The organism is Gemmatimonadaceae bacterium (genome assembly GCA_020852815.1).
Classification (GTDB): domain Bacteria; phylum Gemmatimonadota; class Gemmatimonadetes; order Gemmatimonadales; family Gemmatimonadaceae; genus SCN-70-22.
Map to the genome: position 1 here is coordinate 363422 of JADZAN010000024.1, position 16838 is coordinate 380259.

The window sequence follows — 16838 nt, forward strand, 5'->3', positions numbered from 1 at the left end:
GGGGCGGCCACATTCGCCGCCGTGAGTCATACTGTTATCCCCCCCGACGACGCAGGGCGTGCGGCGACGCCGGACGTGGCGCGGCATCGCTATCCCGATTCGCCCGTCTTCTACCGGTCGCTCACGCGCGAGTACCCGCTGGCGGTTCGCGCCGGCGGGTGCTGGATCGAGGACGCCGAGGGGAAGCGCTACCTGGATGCGGTGGGCGGCGCCTTTGTTGCCAATATCGGGCACGGCGTCGCCGAGATCGGCGAGGCGATGGCGGCGCAGGCGAGCAAGGTGGCGTACGTCAACGGAACGGCGTTCACCAACGAGGCGGTGGAAGGGCTCGCCGCGCGCCTGGTCGAGCGGACGCCCGCCTTGGGGAAGGCTTACATCCTTGGCAGCGGCTCCGAGGCGGTGGAGGCGGCACTCAAGCTGGCGCGCCAGTACTGGATCGAGCGCGGTCGGCCGGGGAAGCACAAGGTCATTGCCCTGTCGCCGGGCTATCACGGTAACACGATGCTCGCCCTCTCGGCGTCGGCGCGCGAACACTATCGTCGCTTCTGGCGGGAGTGGCTGGTCGACGTGCGCCGCATTCCGGCGCCGTATGCCTATAGATGCGCTTGCGATGGGGCGAGCGACTGCCCTGCGTGCACCGGTGACGCGCTGGAGTCCGCGATCCTGGAAGAGGGGGCGGATCGTGTCGCCGCGTTCATACTGGAGCCGGTGGGGGGGAGTTCGACCGGGGCGAACGTTCCGCGCGAGGGCTACCTGCAGCGCGTGCGCGAGATCTGCACGCGCCACGACGTGCTGCTGGTGGCCGACGAGGTGTTGTGCGGGGCGGGGCGCACGGGGACGTGGACGGCGATCGAGCAGTGGGGCGTCGTTCCCGACATCCTCACGTTAGGCAAGGGGATCGGCGGTGGCTACGCGCCGGTGAGCGCCGTGCTGGCGCGCGACGCCGTGGTCGATGTCATTGCGCGGGGGAGCGGCTACCTGCAGCATGCGCAGACCTTCTCGCATCATGCGGTGACGTGCGCGGCGGCGGTGGCCACGCTCGACTACCTGCAGACGCACCGCCTGGTCGAGCGCTGCGCCGCGATGGCTCCGGTGTTTCACCGGGCACTGCAGCGGCTGCGTGCTGTTGCTTGTGTGGGCGATGTCCGCGGGAGGGGGTTGCTGGTCGGCGTCGAGTTCGTCGCCAACACGGGGACGCGCGCCCCCTTCGGCCGGCAGTTGCAATTCGCCGAACGCTTCACGCGCGCCGCGCAACGCGAGGGGCTCATCGTGTGGCCCAACGTGGGACACGCCGACGGGACCAACGGCGACCTCGTGATGCTGGCGCCGCCCTTCACCATCACCGAGGGGGAGATCGACGAACTCGTCGCGCGCTTCGAACGCGCGCTGGAGGCCGTCGCCTCGCACCCGACGCCGTCGTGAGTTGGCCGGCGAGCGGCGCCGCCCCGTCGCAGTCATCGCTTCACGCATCATCTCCACCAGGCAGCGTGCCATGACCGATCGCAACTACCCGCACATCGTCACCCCGCCACCGGGCCCCAGGTCGAAAGCAGTCGTCGACCGCGACGCCGCGTGGACGTCGCAGTGCTACATCAAGGAGTACCCGCTGGCCGTTGCACGTGGCGAGGGCGTGATGATCGAGGACCTGGACGGCAATCGCTACCTCGACTTCATGGCGGGAATCGCGGTCGCGTCCACGGGATACGGCCACCCGCACGTGGTGAAGGCCATCCAGGAGGCGGCGGCGAAGTTCCTCCACATCTGCGGGAGCGACTTCTACTACGAAGGGATGGCGGCGCTGTGCGAGCGGCTGGCCAAGGTGGCGCCCGGCCCCACGAAGAAGCGCGTCTTCCTCACCAACTCGGGGACCGAGGCGACCGAGGGCGCGATCAAGCTCGCGCGCTATGCCACGCACCGCACGGCGATCATCGCCTTCAAGGGGGCGTTCCATGGGCGCAGCACCGGCGCGGTGAGCCTCACGTCGAGCAAGATGCGGCAGCACGCCGGCTTTGGACCGCTGCTGCCGGACGTGCATCACGTGGACTACGCGTATCGCTATCGCTGTCGCCACTGTGCCAACGAGCCGGCTTGCACCAAGGGGTGCGTGACGTCCATCGAGCACGACCTTTTCGCGCGCCACCTCGATCCGCACGACGTGGCGGCGATCTTCGTCGAGCCCATCCAGGGAGAAGGGGGCTACGTCATCCCGCCCCCCGGCTTCCTCACCGAGCTGCGTCACTTGTGCGACAAGTACGGCATCCTTCTGGTGTTCGACGAGGTGCAGAGTGGCGTGGGACGCACGGGGAAGATGTTCGCCTGCGAACACGAAGGGGTGGAGCCCGACGTGCTGCTGACGGCCAAGGGGCTCGGCTCCGGGATGCCCATTGGGGCGATGATCGTGCGCGAGACCGTGGACAAGTGGCGGAATGGAGCGCACGGCTCGACGTTTGGCGGGAACCCTGTGTGCTGTGCCGCGGCGCTGGCCACGCTGGATGTGGTGGAGCAGTCGGCGATGGCTAATGCTGCGGTGCAGGGCGCACGGCTGCTGGCGGGGGCGCAGGCGCTCATGGCGAAGCATGCGTGCATCGGCGACGTGCGCGGCGTGGGGCTGATGGTGGGGATCGAGTTCGTGAAGGATCGCGCCACGCGCGAGCCGGACGGGATCCTCGTGCAGCGTATCGTCGAGCTGGCGTTCGCTCGCGGGCTGCTCCTGCTGGGCGCTGGAAAGAGCGCGTTGCGGCTGGCGCCGCCGCTGGTCATCGACGCGTTCGACATCGAGCGCGGGCTGGCGATGCTGGACCAGTGCATTGCCGATGCGGTGAAGGGGTGAGAGCAATGAGCGGCGCGGGGAAGGTCGTCTCGATGCGCGACGCGATCGCCGCGCACGTGCATGATGGCGACACCCTCGTTATCGAGGGGTTCACGCACCTCATCTGCTTCGCCGCCGCGCACGAGATCATCCGGCAACGGCGGCGCAACCTCACGCTGTGCCGTCTCACGCCCGACGTCATCTACGACCAGATGATCTCGGCAGGCTGCGCGTCCACGCTCGTCTTTTCGTGGGCCGGAAACCCGGGGGCCGGCTCGCTGCATGCTTTCCGGCGCGCCGTCGAGGCCAGGCCGCCGACGCTGGCCATCGAGGAGTACTCGCACTTCGGGATGGTCGCCCGGTTCTGTGCTGGCGCGGCGCGCCTCCCCTTCTGGCCGCTCGACGACTACCAGGGGACCGACCTCCCGGCCGCCAACCCGCGCATCCGCCAGGTGACCTGCCCCTACACCGGGAAAGCGCTCGCCACCGTCCCCGCGCTCAATCCCGACGTCTCCATCATCCATGCCCAGCGCGCCGACGCGGAGGGGAACACGCAGGCCTGGGGGCTGCTCGGCGTGCAGAAGGAGGCGGCGTTCGCGTCGCGGCGCGTGATCGTCGTCGTGGAGGAACTGGTGGAGTCGTCGGTCATCCGCGCCGATCCCAATCGCACCATCATCCCGGGAATGATCGTCGACGCGGTGGTGGTGGAGCCGTGGGGGGCGCATCCGTCGTACGCGCAGGGGTTCTACGACCGCGACAACGCGTTCTACGTGGCGTGGGAGGAGGTGTCGCGCGACCCGTTGCGGCTGGCGGCGTACCTCGACGAGTGGGTGCATGGCGTCGCCGACCGGCGCGAGTACATGGTGCGCCACGGAGCCCTGCGCGAGCAACTGGCGGCGCGAGCGGCGATGAGCGGGGAGGTGTCGTATGGGTACTGACGGAGAGCGAGACGGGGGACGGGGGACGGGAAACGGGAGGGCGCCGCTGCGCGGCGCGGATTCGACAGCGTCTCCTGTCGCGGGGTCTCCTCGGCCGTACTCCAACGCCGAACTCATGGCGTGTGTGGCCGCGCGCGAGCTGCGCGATGGGGAGGTTGTCTTCGTGGGGATCGGGCTCCCCAACCTCGCGTGCAACCTTGCGCGGGCAACGCATGCACCGCGCCTCACGCTCATCTACGAGTCGGGGGCCATCGGGGCGCAGCCCGAGCGGTTGCCGGTCTCGATCGGCGATCCGTCGCTGGTGACGGGATCGCTCATGGTGTGCGGGATGGCCGACGTCTTCCAGCTCTTCCTGCAGAACGGGCGCATCGAGGTCGGTTTCCAGGGCGGGGCGCAGGTCGATCGCTTCGGGAACATCAACACCACGGCCATTGGCGACTACTCGTCGCCCACGGTGCGCCTGCCGGGGAGCGGTGGGGCGGCGGAGATCGCGATTCATGCGCGGCGCACGCTCATCATCGCCAGGCTCAGTGCGCGCGCCTTCCCTGAGCGGGTCGACTTCATCACGTCGCCCGGGCATCGCGCGCGCGGTGGGAGTCGCGCCGAGCTGGGGATTCCCGGTGCCGGCCCCACGCGGGTCATCACCGACAAGGGGATCCTTGCCGCCAACGCGGAGACGGGGGAGTTGGAGCTGGCGGCGCTCTATCCCGGCGTCTCCGTCGACGAGGTGCGGCGCGGGGTGGGGTGGCCGTTGGCGGTGCGGGCCACGCTGGACGCGGTGGCGCCGCCAGGCGAACGCGAGTTGCAGCTGCTGCGCGAGGTGCTCGACCCGCAGCGCCTCTTCCTGCGGTGAGATGATCCGGCGCGCGCTCGTCGCTCTCCTGGCGGTGGCCGCCCTCCCCGCGGCGGCCAAGGCGCAGCGCACGCTCGTACTCCCGCAGGTCCGCGAGCCGCATCCGTACTACTGGCGCGAGCTCTACATCCCGCAGCTCACTTCGACGCCCAGCGCGGCGGCGTGGTCGCCCGATGGGCGCGACCTGGTGTACTCGATGCGCGGGACGCTCTGGCGGCAACGCGTCGGCGACGATCGCGCCGTGCAGTTGACGGATGGTGGCGGCTACGACTACCAGCCCGACTGGTCGCCAGATGGCGCGTGGATCGTCTTCTCCCGCTACACCGGGCGCGCCATCCAGCTCGCCCTCCTCGACGTCGCCTCGGGGGCGGTGCGCGTCCTGCTCGACGACGGCGCGGTGCACGTCGAGCCGCGCTGGTCGCCCGATGGACGCCGGCTGGCCTGGGTCTCCACCGCGCACGAAGGGCGCTTCCACGTCTGGGTCGCCGACGTTGGCCGCGACACGTTAGGCACGCCGCGGCGCGTCACCGAGGATCGCGACAGCGGCCTTGCGCGCTACTACTACTCGCGCTACGACCAGTACCTCTCCCCCACGTGGTCACCCGACGGGCGTGAACTGCTGGTCGTCTCAAACCGCGGGCGGTTGTGGGGGAGCGGCGGGCTGTGGCGCCTCCCCGTCCCCGACACGATCGATGAGCGCATCCCCCCCACCGCACCGCGCGCCGCGGCGATGCGCCTCGTCCTGGATGAGGAGACGATGTGGCGCGCCCGCCCCGACTGGTCGCGCGACGGTCGCATCGCCTACGCCTCCTACGCCGGGCGGCAGTGGCACCAGCTCTGGCTCACCACCGACGCCCCGCGGCGCGACGCCTCCGGCGCCGACGCGCCTGTCCCGTTAGGCGGCGAGCCGTTCCAGCTCACCTACGGCGATGGCGACGCGACCAGCCCGCGCTGGTCGCCCGATGGCCGGCGCATCGCCTACATCGCCAACGACGCTGGCGCCCCGGCGTTGCGCGTGGTGGACGTGATGGGCGGTGCACGCATCGCCGTGACGCCGCTTCGGCGGCGCTGGCTCCACGCGGCCGGCGTGTTGCGGCTGGCGATCGTCGACGGCGCCACCGGGCGAGCGCTCCCTGCCCGCGCCTCGGTGCGGCTCGCCGATGGCCGGCACGTCGCCCCCGACGACGCATGGATGCATGGCGACGAAGGGTTCGATCGCGCACAGCGCGCCTTCGAGTTCAACTACTTCCACTCCGACGCCCCGGTCACGATCACGCTCCCCGCGGGCGATGCAACGATCGAGGCGACGCACGGGCTCGAGTACGCGCACGCCATGCGCACCGTGGCCGTGCGCGCCGGCGAGACCACGGCGGTGCGCCTTCCGCTGCATCGCATCGACAACCTCGCCGCGCGCGGCTGGTTCTCGGGCGACCTGCACGTGCACATGAACTACGGCGGCGCCTACCGCAACACTCCGGCGCGACTCGTCAGGCAGGCACGCGCCGAGGACGTGCGCGTGGTGGAAGCGCTCATCGTGAACAAGGAGGGACGCGTCCCAGACCTCGAGCACTTCCGCGGTGCGCTCGATGGCGCCTCGACGCGCGACGTGGCGCTGCGCTTCGACGAGGAGTTCCACACCTCCTATTGGGGGCACCTCGCCCTGCTCGGGCTGCGCGAGCACGTCCTCCTCCCCGGCTATGCCGCCTACGCCAACACCGCGGCGCGCTCCATTGCCCCAATCAACGCCGACGTCGTCGATCGTGCGCGCGCACAGGGAGCGATCGCAGGCTACGTGCACCCGTTCGACGCCTCGCCCGACCCCTTCGACACCACGCGGGCGCTCACCAACGACTTCCCGGTCGCTCTCGCACTCGGCAAGATCGACTACTACGAGGCTGTCGGATTCGTGGACGACCTCATGGCGACACAGCGCGTCTGGTACGCGGCGCTCAACGCCGGCTTCCGCGTCCCCGCGGGCGCCGGCACCGACGCCATGGCCAACTACGCATCGCTGCGCGGCCCTCTGGGCCTCAACCGCGTCTACGCCCGTGTTGGCGCGCCGTTCACCTACGAGCGCTTCCTCGACGCCATACGCCGCGGGCGCACCATGGCGAGCAACGGGCCGCTGGTCGAGTTCACGCTGGCCGGGCGCAGCGCCGGCGACAGCGTGGTCCTTCCGGCGGGGACACACCAACTGCGCGCAACGGTTCGCCTTCGTTCCTACGTTGCCGTCGACTCGCTGGAGATCGTGCGCAACGGCGAGGTCGTCGCGCGCCTTCGCCCCGGCTCGCGCGGTACGCGCGCCGATACCGCCGTCACGCTGGCCGTGAGCGAGAGCGGGTGGTACCTCGCGCGCGCCTTCGCCGCGCGCTCGCGTCACCCGGTGCTCGACCTGCAGCCGTTAGGCACCACCAGCCCCGTGTACGTGACCGTCGGCAACCGCCCCATTCGCTCGGCGCGCGACGCGCGGTACTTCCTGCGCTGGGTCGACCGGTTGCGGGCCAACGCGACGGCGTTCACCGCGTGGAACGATCTGCGCGAACGCGACCATGTCATCGCCATGCTCGATGCGGCGCGCGCGGAGTGGGCCAGGCGCGCGGGCGAGTCGGTCATCCCCTGAACGCGCTCCCCCAAGCCCTCCCTCAAGCCCTCCCTCCCGCGTTCGTCCCGCCGGTTCCGCTCGCCAGGGACAACGCAACGACCCTGTCAGCGGCGCGTCGGCACAAGGGGGTGACAAAGATCGTCGCCCTCACCGCTCCGTGCCCCGCCGCGATGTCAGGGGGGCGCGCCGCGCGGCGTGTTGTCACCCTGGCGGATCGCAACGCGATGCGCCGTTCAACCACCTGCGGTGACACATCGCGCTCTCCCAAGGCATGATCTCCCACCTCGTTGCGGCTGTCGTCCTTGCCTCGCCCGTCGCTGCCCCTGATACGTTGGCAGCGTCGCTGACTGCTGATTCCGCGACCGTCGGTGCCGCGGCGCCGCGCCCGCTCCCCGGACCCCGGCGCGCGGAATCGCTCTTCGCGTCAGCGCGCGATGCCGCCGGAGTGAGCGCCGCCGCCGACACCACGCGCCCACGGCGACAGGCGATGGAGTACAGCGACTGGTACGCCAAGCGCCTCACCGTCCATCGCGTGGCCAGCTATGCGATGCTTCCGCTCTTTGGGGTAGAGTATGCCCTGGGGCAGAAGCTGCTCGACAACTCCACGTCGGGGACGCGCAACCAGCATTCGCTTGCGGCTGGCGCCGTGGCGACGCTCTTCGGCATCAATACCCTCACCGGCGTCTGGAACTGGTGGGACGCGCGCAACGATCCCAACGGGCGCACGCGCCGCACGGTCCACACCATTCTGATGCTCGCGGCCGACGCCGGCTTTGTCGCCACCGGCGCGCTCGCCGAATCGGCGTCCAACTCGCACGACAAGGCGCTCACGCACCGCAACGTCGCCCTTGGCTCCATGGGGATTGCCACCGCGGGGACGGCGCTGATGTGGTTCTGGAAGGACTGATCGCACCGCATACCTACGTGTTGGTTGCGCCACGTCGGCCGCCACGCGTTCCTTCACCTGAGTCCCGGAGCTCGATTGTGTCGCTGCTGCAGGCTGCCGTGCAACTCGCGGCCCCATGGAAGGACGCCTACGACAACTCGACGCTCCTCGCGACGTCGGTCATCGCGCTGCACCTGACGGCGCTCCTCGTCGGCGGCGGGCTGGCGATTGCGGCCGACCGTGCCACGCTGCGCGTCCCCGGCGCCGCCGTCGGCGGAGACGCCGGTGCCGCCGCTGCGGTCGCCGCTGGTGAGCGCCAGCGCCAGCTCAGTGAACTGGGCGCGGTCCATCGCCCGGTGCTGGCCGCGCTCGTCATCCTCTTCGTGTCCGGCGTCGCGCTCACGCTCGCCGATCTCGAGACGTACATCGCCTCGAGCGTGTACTGGCTCAAGTTCGCGCTCATCGTCCTCCTCCTCGCCAATGGCGTGGTCATGACGCGTACCGAACGCGCGCTCGGCAGTAGTGCCCAGCTCGCGGCGCCGGTGGCCCAGTCGCTGTGGCGCCGCATGCGCTGGAGCGCCTGGGCGAGCATTGCCTTGTGGATCGCCACGCTCGTCCTGGGAACCGCGCTGGTGAACATGGCCTGAGGCCATTCGACCCGGAGATCCGTCCATGTCTCACGCTTCACATCCGCACCCCGCCATGAGCACCGAACGGCACGACGCCGCCGACCACGAGCTGCACGATTGCCCTGGCTCCTGTGCCACCGACCAGGTTCGCGAAGGGTTGGCCTTTCTCACTGCCGAAGCGGTGCGCCTCGATCGCCGAGGGTTCCTCACGCAGTCCATGCTCGCCGCGGCCGCGCTGGCTCTCGCCGCGTGCGGGAGCGACGGCGTCACCGGCACCACCTCGCCCGGCACGGTGGGCGCGAGCATCAAGCTCAGCGACTATGCGTCGCTCTCGGCGGTTGGTGGCGTCGCGCTCGTCACGCTCAGCGGCGCCTCGCTGGCCATCGTGCGCACGGGGGCCGACACCTTCATCGCCCTCTCCCGCAGCTGCCCGCACGAAGGGGCGCTCGTCTCGAGCACCAGCACCGGTTTCACCTGTCCGCGACACGGCGCCAGGTTCAGCATCACGGGGACGTGGACGGGGGGACAGCGCACCTCGAGCATGCGAAGCTACACCACCACCTACGATGCCACCGCGGGGACAGTCACCATCGGCTGAGCGCGCGATGGCGTGCGCGGAGAAGACGTCTCACCACAGGCAGCAGCACACCAAACGCCGCATCCCATCTGGATGCGGCGTATCTTTTCGTGTGCGTCCGCCGCCGCAGTCACCATCGCGGGCGCCATCGCCAGGACGTCTACCGCACTCGCCACGCGCCGTCGCATGACTCCAGAGGAATTTCGCGCCGCCGGACACGATCTCATCGACTGGCTCGCCGACTATCGTGCGCGCGTCGCCGGCGGCATGCTCCCCATCATGGCGCGCACGGCGCCGGGCGAGATCCGCCGCGCGCTTCCGCCATCGCCGCCTGACGAGGGTGAGCCCTTCGAGGCGCTGATGCGCGACGTCGATCGCATCGTCGTCCCCGGGCTCACGCTCTGGCAGCACCCCAACTTCCACGGCTACTTCCCGGCCAATGCCTCGCTGGCCAGCGTCCTCGGCGACCTGTTGAGCAGCGGGCTCGGCGTGCTTGGCCTGTCGTGGCAATCGTCGCCGGCGCTGACCGAAGTGGAAGAGGTTGCGACCGACTGGTTGCGGCAGATGGTGGGGCTCTCCGACGCGTGGAGTGGTGTCATCCAGGACACGGCGTCGACCACCACGATGCTCGCCCTCATCTGCGCCCGCGAGCGCGCCACCAACTTCTCGCTCGCTCGCGGCGGCTTGCAGGAGATCGAGGCGCCGCTCGTGGTGTACTGCTCGGCGTACGCGCACTCCTCGGTGGACAAGGCGGCGCTGTTGGCGGGATACGGGCGCGACCACGTGCGCCATGTGCCCTGCGACCATGCCTTCGCCATGCGTGCCGACGCGCTCGAGGCGGCGATCGTCGCCGACATCGCGGCGGGACGCACCCCCTGCGCCGTGGTGGCGACCGTCGGGACGACGACGTCGACCGCGCTGGATCCCGTGGCCGCCATTGTCGAGGTGGCTCGGCGTTACGGATTGTTTGTCCACATCGACGCGGCCATGGGCGGTTCGGCGATGATCCTTCCCGAGTGTCGCTGGATGTGGGACGGGATCGAGGGGGCCGACTCGGCGGTCGTGAACGTGCACAAGTGGCTGGGCGTGGCCTTCGATTGCAGCATCCACCTGGTGCGCGACCGCGACCTGTTGGTGCGCGTGATGTCGACCAACCCCAGCTATCTGCGCTCGTCGGTGGACGAGCAGGTGCGCAACTACCGCGACTGGGGCATCCCGCTGGGGCGGCGCTTCCGCGCCCTCAAGTTCTGGTTCCATGTGCGCGAGCAGGGCGTGCACCAGCTGCAACGCCGGTTGCGGCGCGACCTCGACAACGCGCAGTGGCTGGCGGCGCAGGTGCGCGCCACCCCCGACTGGTCGCTCCTGGCACCGGTTCCGCTGCAGACGCTGTGCGTGCGGCATGCGCCGCCGGGCGCGGAAGGCGACGAGCTGGACGCGCACACGCAGCGGTGGTGCGATGCGATCAACCGCTCGGGGACGGCGTACCTCACGCCGGCCATTCTCGAGGGGCGGTGGATGGTGCGCGTCTCCATCGGGAGCGAGGCAACGGAGCGGGAGCATGTGGAGCGGTTGTGGTCCATCATGCGGGCGGCGGCAGCCGAGAGCGCGACTGAGCGTGCGCGCACGCCGTGAGGGCGAGTGGTGCATACGGACATGTGTGCGTTAGGCTATCGGAGAGGAGGGTTTGTCGATGAGTGATGCCCGGATGATCGTGGATGCCTTCATCGCGGGGCGGTGGGTGAGCGGCGCGCGGCGATTTCCCGTCGTGTCGCCGTTCACGGGCGAGACGGTGGCGTCCGTGGTGGATTGCGGGGAGGAGGAGGCCCGCGACGCGGTGCAGGCGACCGTGTCGGCCTTCGCGTCGTGGCGGCGGACCACTGCCTATGAACGCGCCGCCATCCTCTCGCGATGGAACGAGCTGATCCTGCGCGACGAGGCGTGGCTGGGGGAACTCATGGCGCGGGAGATGGGCAAACCCATCACCGAGGCGCGCGGTGAGGCGCGCTATGCCGCCGGCTTCGTGAGCTACTACGCCGGCGAAGCCATTCGCGTGCGTGGCGAGACCATCCCGTCGCAGTTCGCGCACAAGCGACTCCTCGTCAACGCGCGACCGGTGGGGCCGGTGTATGCCGTCACTCCCTGGAACTTCCCGGCGGCGATGATCACGCGGAAGGCGGCGCCGGCGCTTGCCGCGGGCTGCACGATGATCGTGAAGCCCGCCGAGCAGTCGCCGCTCACCGCGCTGCACCTGGCGAAGTTGTGGGAAGAGGCCGGCGGCCCGGCCGGCACGTTGCAACTTCTCCCGTGCCGTGACCCGGTTCCGGTGTCGCGCGTGTGCATGGACGACGCGCGCATCCGCAAGCTCTCGTTCACCGGGAGCACCGAGGTGGGAATGCTCCTCTACGCGCAGGCGTCGCGCACCATGAAGCGGATGTCGCTCGAACTGGGAGGGCACGCCCCGTTCCTCGTCTTCGGTGACGCCGAGATCGCGCGCGCGGTGCGCGAGGTGGTCGCCTCCAAGTTCCGCAACGCGGGGCAAACGTGCGTCTGCGCCAATCGCATCTACGTGCACCGCTCGATCGTCGCCCCCTTCACCATGCAGCTGGCGGAGGCGACACGCGCGCTCGCCGTGGGCGACCCGCTCGACGCCGCCACGCAGGTAGGACCGCTGGTCGATGCCGCGGCCGTGGCGAAGGTCGAATCGCACGTGGCCGACGCCGTCGTGCACGGCGCCACGGTCGTCACCGGAGGGGCGCGCGGCGAGCGTACCTTCTTCGCCCCCACCGTACTGGGCAACGTGCGAAGCGGGATGCGCATCCTGGAGGAAGAGACCTTTGGCCCGGTTGCCCCCGTCATCCCGTTCGACGACGATGCCGAGGCGGTGAGCGCCGCCAACGACACTAGCGCGGGGCTCGCTGCGTACCTTTGGACCCGCGACCTGTCACGCGCCATCCGCGTGAGCGAGGCACTCGACTTCGGCATCGTCGGCGTGAATGACGGCGTCCCCTCCACGCCGCAGGCGCCGTTTGGTGGGGTGAAGTTCTCCGGACTGGGACGCGAGGGGGGACACCAGGGGATCGCCGAGTACCTCGACACGCAGTACGTCTCGTTAGGGCTCGATTCGTGAAGGAGGCCGGGTCGGTGGCCAGGGTGACGCCGTTCACACCAGCGGTGGGCCGCATCGCGACGGCGCGACGCGCGCTGCGATCCCTTGCAACGGGCATCGCGATCTCGCTCGCCACCGCGAGTGCGGCCGAGGTGGCACGTGCGCAGCCGACTGATCTTGCCGCATGCATGGCGCGCCTTCGCCGGACCACGGCCGGACGCCGCATCACCACCGAGACGTGGCGACGACACACGGCAACGCTGACGTCCGACCCTCGCGTGCTGGCGCAGCTCGACCAACAGCCGGAGTTCAAGCTCCCGGTGTGGGACTATCTCGCGGTGATGGTCGATGACGAGCGCCTCGAAGACGGGCGCCGCCTCATGGCGGGGCACCGCGCCACATTCGCTGCCATCGAGCGACGCTACGGCGTCGACCCGCACGTCGTGGCCGCCATCTGGGGCATCGAGAGCAACTTTGGCCAGGGGATGGGAGGCTTCGACGTGCTGCGTTCGCTGGCCACGCTCAGCTGCAACGGACGGCGGCAGGCGTACTTCCGCCAGGAGTTCCTGGCGGCACTGCGCATCGTGCAGAAGGGCGACATCGCCGGCGACCGCTTCCGCGGCTCGTGGGCGGGCGCCTTTGGCCAGGTGCAGTTCATGCCCGGGAGCTACGAGTGGCTCGCCGTCGACTTCGATGGTGATGGGCGCCGCGATATCCTCCACACGATTCCCGACGCACTGGCCTCGGCGGCTAACTACCTGAAGCGGTCGCGTTGGCGAACGGGGGAGCCGTGGGGGGTGGAGGTTCGGCTGCCGTCGACGCTTGACGCCAGCGCCGAGGGGCGGCGCATTCGCCGGCCGCTGTCGGCGTGGGTGGCCCGTGGGGTGACGCGCGCCGATGGCGCGTCGCTGACCGGGACGCTCCCCGCGACAGCCACCGCCGGATTGCACCTGCCGGCGGGACCGCTCGGCCCGGCCTTTCTCGTCCTCGACAACTTCACCGCCATTTACCGATACAACGCGTCGGAGGCGTACACGCTCGCCGTGGCCCATCTGGCGGATCGGCTGCGTGGGGGCGGCCCCTTCGTGACGCCGTGGCCCACCGACGACCCCGGGCTATCGCGCGCCGATCGCCGCGAGCTGCAACGCCTGCTGGCCCAGCGCGGCCACGACATCGGCGACCCCACCGGGGTGCTCACTGCCCGCACGCGCACCGCCGTGAAGGCCGAGCAGGGGCGCCTCGGGCATGCCGTGACCGGGCGCCCGGGGCAGCGCCTCCTGCGCGAGTTGCGCCAACCGGTCTCCCCCTGATGCCGAGCCTAACGAAACGGCGGCCCGTGAACCTGCACGGGCCGCCGGTCGATCGAGGGAATGCAAGGCGCGGCTACCCCTTCCCTTTCTCCTTCTCCCAGCTGTCGCGCAGCGTCACCGTGCGGTTGTACACCGGCTTTCCCGCCGCGAGGGATGCGTTGGCGTCGTGCACGAAGTAGCCCGTACGCTCGAACTGGTAGCGCGTCCCCGCCTCATCCTTCGCCGTGCTCGGCTCGATGTACGCCACCGGCACCGTCACCAGCGACTGCGGATTCAGCACCGAGAGGAAGTCCTGCCCTTCGGGGACGTCGTCGGGATTGGGGACCGTGAAGAGGCGATCGTACAAGCGCACCTCGCACTCGATCGCGTGGCGCGCCGAAACCCAGTGGATCGTCCCCTGCACCTTGCGCCCGTCGGGCGCATTCCCGCCTTTGGTGGCGGGGTCGTAGGTGCAGTGCAGCTCGACGATGGTGCCTGACGAGTCCTTCACCACGTCGGTGCAGGTGATGAGGTAGCCGTAGCGCAACCGCACCTCGCGCCCCGGCGCGAGCCGGAAGAACTTCTTCGGCGGATCCTCCATGAAGTCGTCGCGATCGATCCAGAGTTCCCTCGAGAACGGGAGCGTGCGCGATCCTTCCCTGGGGACGTCGTACGGGTAGTACGGCGCGTCCAGCTCCTCCACCAGTTCGTTTGGGTAGTTCGTGATCACGACCTTGAGCGGCTTGAGGATGCACAGCACGCGCGGGACGCGCATGTTGAGGTCGTCGCGAATGGCATGCTCCAGCTTGGCCAGCTCCGTTCGCGCGTCGCTGCGCGCCACCCCCACGCTTTCGGCGAACGTCCGGATTGCCTCGGGCGTCACGCCACGGCGCCGCAACCCGGCAATCGTCGGCATGCGCGGGTCATCCCATCCATCCACGTGCCCCTCGTTCACCAGGCGCAGGAACTTCCGCTTCGACATCACCGTGTAGTCGATCTGGAGGCGCGCGAACTCCGTCTGCTCCGGGGGGCGCACGAAGCCGGCCTCGCGCACCAGCCAGTCGTAGATCTCGCGGTTGTCCTTGAACTCCAGCGTGCATAACGAGTGGGTGATCCCCTCGATGGCGTCGCTGAGCCCGTGCGCGAAGTCGTACAGCGGGTAGATGCACCACGCGTCGCCGCGGCGGTAATGCGGTGCCTTGCGGATCCGCAGCAGGATCGGGTCGCGCATGATCATGTTGGGGTGCGCCATGTCGATCTTCGCGCGCAGCACCTGCGCCCCGTCCTCGAACTCCCCCGCCTTCATGCGCGCGAGCAGGTCGAGGTTCTCGTCAGGCGTGCGGGCGCGAAACGGCGAATTGGTCCCCGGCGTCGTCACCGTCCCGCGCCCCTGGCGGATCTCCTCCTCGTCCTGCGAGTCGACGTATGCCTTTCCCTCCTTCACCAGCTTCACGGCGATGTCGTACAGCGCTTCGAAGTAGTCGGATGCGTAGAACTCGTTGCTCCACTCGAAGCCCAGCCATCGCATGTCGGCCTTGATGGCGTCGACGTACTTGATGTCCTCGGTGAAGGGGTTGGTGTCGTCGAAGCGAAGGTTGCAGGTGCCGCCGAAGTCGCGGGCCAGGCCGAAGTTGAGGACCAGCGACTTGGAGTGCCCGATGTGCAGGTAGCCGTTAGGCTCGGGGGGAAAGCGCGTGCAGATGGCGCGCCCGAACTTCCCCGAGGTGACGTCTTCCGCGACCATTTCGCGGATGAAGTTGCTGCGCGGCGCGGGCGCCGGCGCCGGCGCCGGCGAGGCCGGGGTGGCGGGAGCGGTGGGATCGTGGGTCACGGGAGATGCTCGGAGCCGTCAGGTCTGGTGATGCCAACCGGGTGGACCCCCTCAGGAGGCCACCCGGCGTCCCTTCCAAGCTAACGACTACTCCGGCGTGATCGCGAAGTCGATCAGCACTCCACCCACGAACGAAGCGGCGATCTTCTTTCCGTCCACCTTGTAGACGCGCTTCATCACCATCATCGACCCCTCCTTCACCTCGTTCGCCGAGTTGGCGGGGCCCAGCAGTGCCTCCACGTCGGCCACCGTCAGCCCCTTCTTGAGGGAGGCCACCGCCTGGGCGCTCCCCGTCGTGGGGGTGGGGGCTGCAACTCCCGAAGGGGTTGCCGACTTCTCGCTCGCGGCGGCGACCTTGATTCCGGGGATTTCGACGTACTGCGCCAGCGCCTCGGCCACGCCTTCGGGGGTGAGGTAGTAGGGCGGGATTCCGTTCTTGTAGCGGATGTTGAATCGCGACCCGCTCTCGGCGCGCTTCACGCGGAGGTTTGCTTCGCGCGCCTCGTTGGCCTGCGCCGCCTCGGCGCGCGCCTTCGAGTTCTCGCGTTCGCGCGCGCTTCGCACGTTGTCGAGCTCCTTCTCGAGCCGCTTTCGCTCGGTAGGGCCCTGTGCCTGCTTGATGCGTGCCCGCAGTGCCTTCTCCTCCGATGACTCGCTCTCCGTGGTCGCCGAGACCGATGAGGAGGAGTTCATGTGGTCGCCGAACGTCCCCCATCCACCGCCGCCGAGCTGGACTTCGATGTGCGAGTCCTTCTTGACGACGACCTTGGTGATCATCACCTGCTGCCCGGGCTTGAGCGCCGTCCCGTACTCCTTCATGCGGTTGGCGACGTCGCGCCAGTTCACCGCCATCTGGTCTTGGGGGAAGAGGTCGATGCCCTTGCTGGTGGCCGGCATGTCGACCTTCACCGTGACCTGCTTGCCTTCGAGCGCGGCGCGGAGTGCGGCTTCGTTCTGTGCGTGTGCGCCGTGCGACCAGGCGGCCTGCGCCGCCAGCGCCACGAGTACCCAGGGAGAGGTGCGCATGAGGGGGAGTGCCCGAGTGTGGATGGGGGGAGAACTTAGTGTCGGAGGTGCGCGGCGCTACGGGCGTGGCGGGGGGGGGGGTGGGGGTGGGGGGAGGTTACGAGGGGCGGTGGGTGGCCGACATGGGTGATCCGACCCAACTCGGGTTTGGTGGATTTAGCGGATTTGGGGTCAGTCAGAATGAAGCGACCGGCTCGCGGTCGTGGTAACGTGGGTTACGCCGCCGGACGAGCCGACGGACCAGAGCCACAACACGACGGAGCCGGTCGCCTATGTCACGTACAGTGCGCTA

At 69.5% G+C, this 16838-nt stretch carries 13 protein-coding genes; 11 read left to right on the plus strand and 2 right to left on the minus strand.

Going from position 1 to position 16838, the window contains the following annotated elements:
• Positions 1-21 precede the first annotated feature (21 nt).
• The 11 genes from IT359_14765 (at position 22) to IT359_14815 (ending at position 13710) form a co-directional block, all read left to right on the plus strand.
• Positions 22-1422 (plus strand): aspartate aminotransferase family protein, encoded by a 1401-nt coding sequence (locus IT359_14765; protein MCC6930245.1) that lies wholly within the window; start codon positions 22-24, stop codon positions 1420-1422.
• A gap of 70 nt (positions 1423-1492) precedes the next feature.
• Positions 1493-2830, plus strand: a complete 1338-nt coding sequence (locus tag IT359_14770) for an acetyl ornithine aminotransferase family protein (GenBank protein MCC6930246.1) — start codon at positions 1493-1495, stop codon at positions 2828-2830.
• A gap of 5 nt (positions 2831-2835) precedes the next feature.
• Positions 2836-3747 carry a CoA transferase subunit A gene (locus tag IT359_14775; GenBank protein ID MCC6930247.1) on the plus strand — a complete coding sequence of 304 codons (912 nt, stop codon included), beginning with the start codon at positions 2836-2838 and terminating at the stop codon, positions 3745-3747.
• Between the two features lie 115 nt (positions 3748-3862).
• Positions 3863-4600 carry a hypothetical protein gene (locus IT359_14780; GenBank protein ID MCC6930248.1) on the plus strand — a complete coding sequence of 246 codons (738 nt, stop codon included), beginning with the start codon at positions 3863-3865 and terminating at the stop codon, positions 4598-4600.
• 1 nt (position 4601) lies between these two features.
• Entirely contained in the window at positions 4602-7220 is a 2619-nt protein-coding gene (locus IT359_14785) for a CehA/McbA family metallohydrolase (protein ID MCC6930249.1), read from the plus strand.
• A 253-nt stretch (positions 7221-7473) separates the two neighbouring features.
• Positions 7474-8109, plus strand: a complete 636-nt coding sequence (locus tag IT359_14790) for a hypothetical protein (GenBank protein MCC6930250.1) — start codon at positions 7474-7476, stop codon at positions 8107-8109.
• Between the two features lie 77 nt (positions 8110-8186).
• Positions 8187-8735, plus strand: a complete 549-nt coding sequence (locus IT359_14795; GenBank protein MCC6930251.1) for a hypothetical protein — start codon at positions 8187-8189, stop codon at positions 8733-8735.
• A 25-nt stretch (positions 8736-8760) separates the two neighbouring features.
• Positions 8761-9315: a Rieske (2Fe-2S) protein gene (locus IT359_14800; GenBank protein MCC6930252.1), complete on the plus strand. Its 555-nt coding sequence runs from the start codon at positions 8761-8763 to the stop codon at positions 9313-9315.
• 165 nt (positions 9316-9480) lie between these two features.
• Positions 9481-10926 carry an amino acid decarboxylase gene (locus IT359_14805; protein MCC6930253.1) on the plus strand — a complete coding sequence of 482 codons (1446 nt, stop codon included), beginning with the start codon at positions 9481-9483 and terminating at the stop codon, positions 10924-10926.
• Between the two features lie 58 nt (positions 10927-10984).
• The gene (locus IT359_14810) at positions 10985-12421 is read left to right on the plus strand and encodes an NAD-dependent succinate-semialdehyde dehydrogenase (protein ID MCC6930254.1); all 1437 of its coding nucleotides are present in this window, start codon (positions 10985-10987) and stop codon (positions 12419-12421) included.
• On the plus strand, positions 12418-13710 hold the full coding sequence (locus IT359_14815; protein ID MCC6930255.1) for a lytic murein transglycosylase: 1293 nt from the start codon (positions 12418-12420) through the stop codon (positions 13708-13710). Before IT359_14810 ends, IT359_14815 begins: the two co-directional genes overlap by 4 nt.
• Positions 13711-13783: 73 nt before the next feature.
• On the opposite strand, the gene IT359_14820 is transcribed toward IT359_14815, so the two are convergent.
• Together IT359_14820 and IT359_14825 are read right to left on the minus strand one after the other, a co-directional pair.
• Positions 13784-15433, minus strand: a complete 1650-nt coding sequence (locus IT359_14820; protein ID MCC6930256.1) for a glutamine--tRNA ligase/YqeY domain fusion protein — start codon at positions 15431-15433, stop codon at positions 13784-13786.
• 174 nt (positions 15434-15607) lie between these two features.
• Complete coding sequence (locus IT359_14825) at positions 15608-16546, minus strand: hypothetical protein (protein ID MCC6930257.1); 939 nt, start codon at positions 16544-16546, stop codon at positions 15608-15610.
• Between the last annotated feature and the right edge of the window lie 292 nt (positions 16547-16838).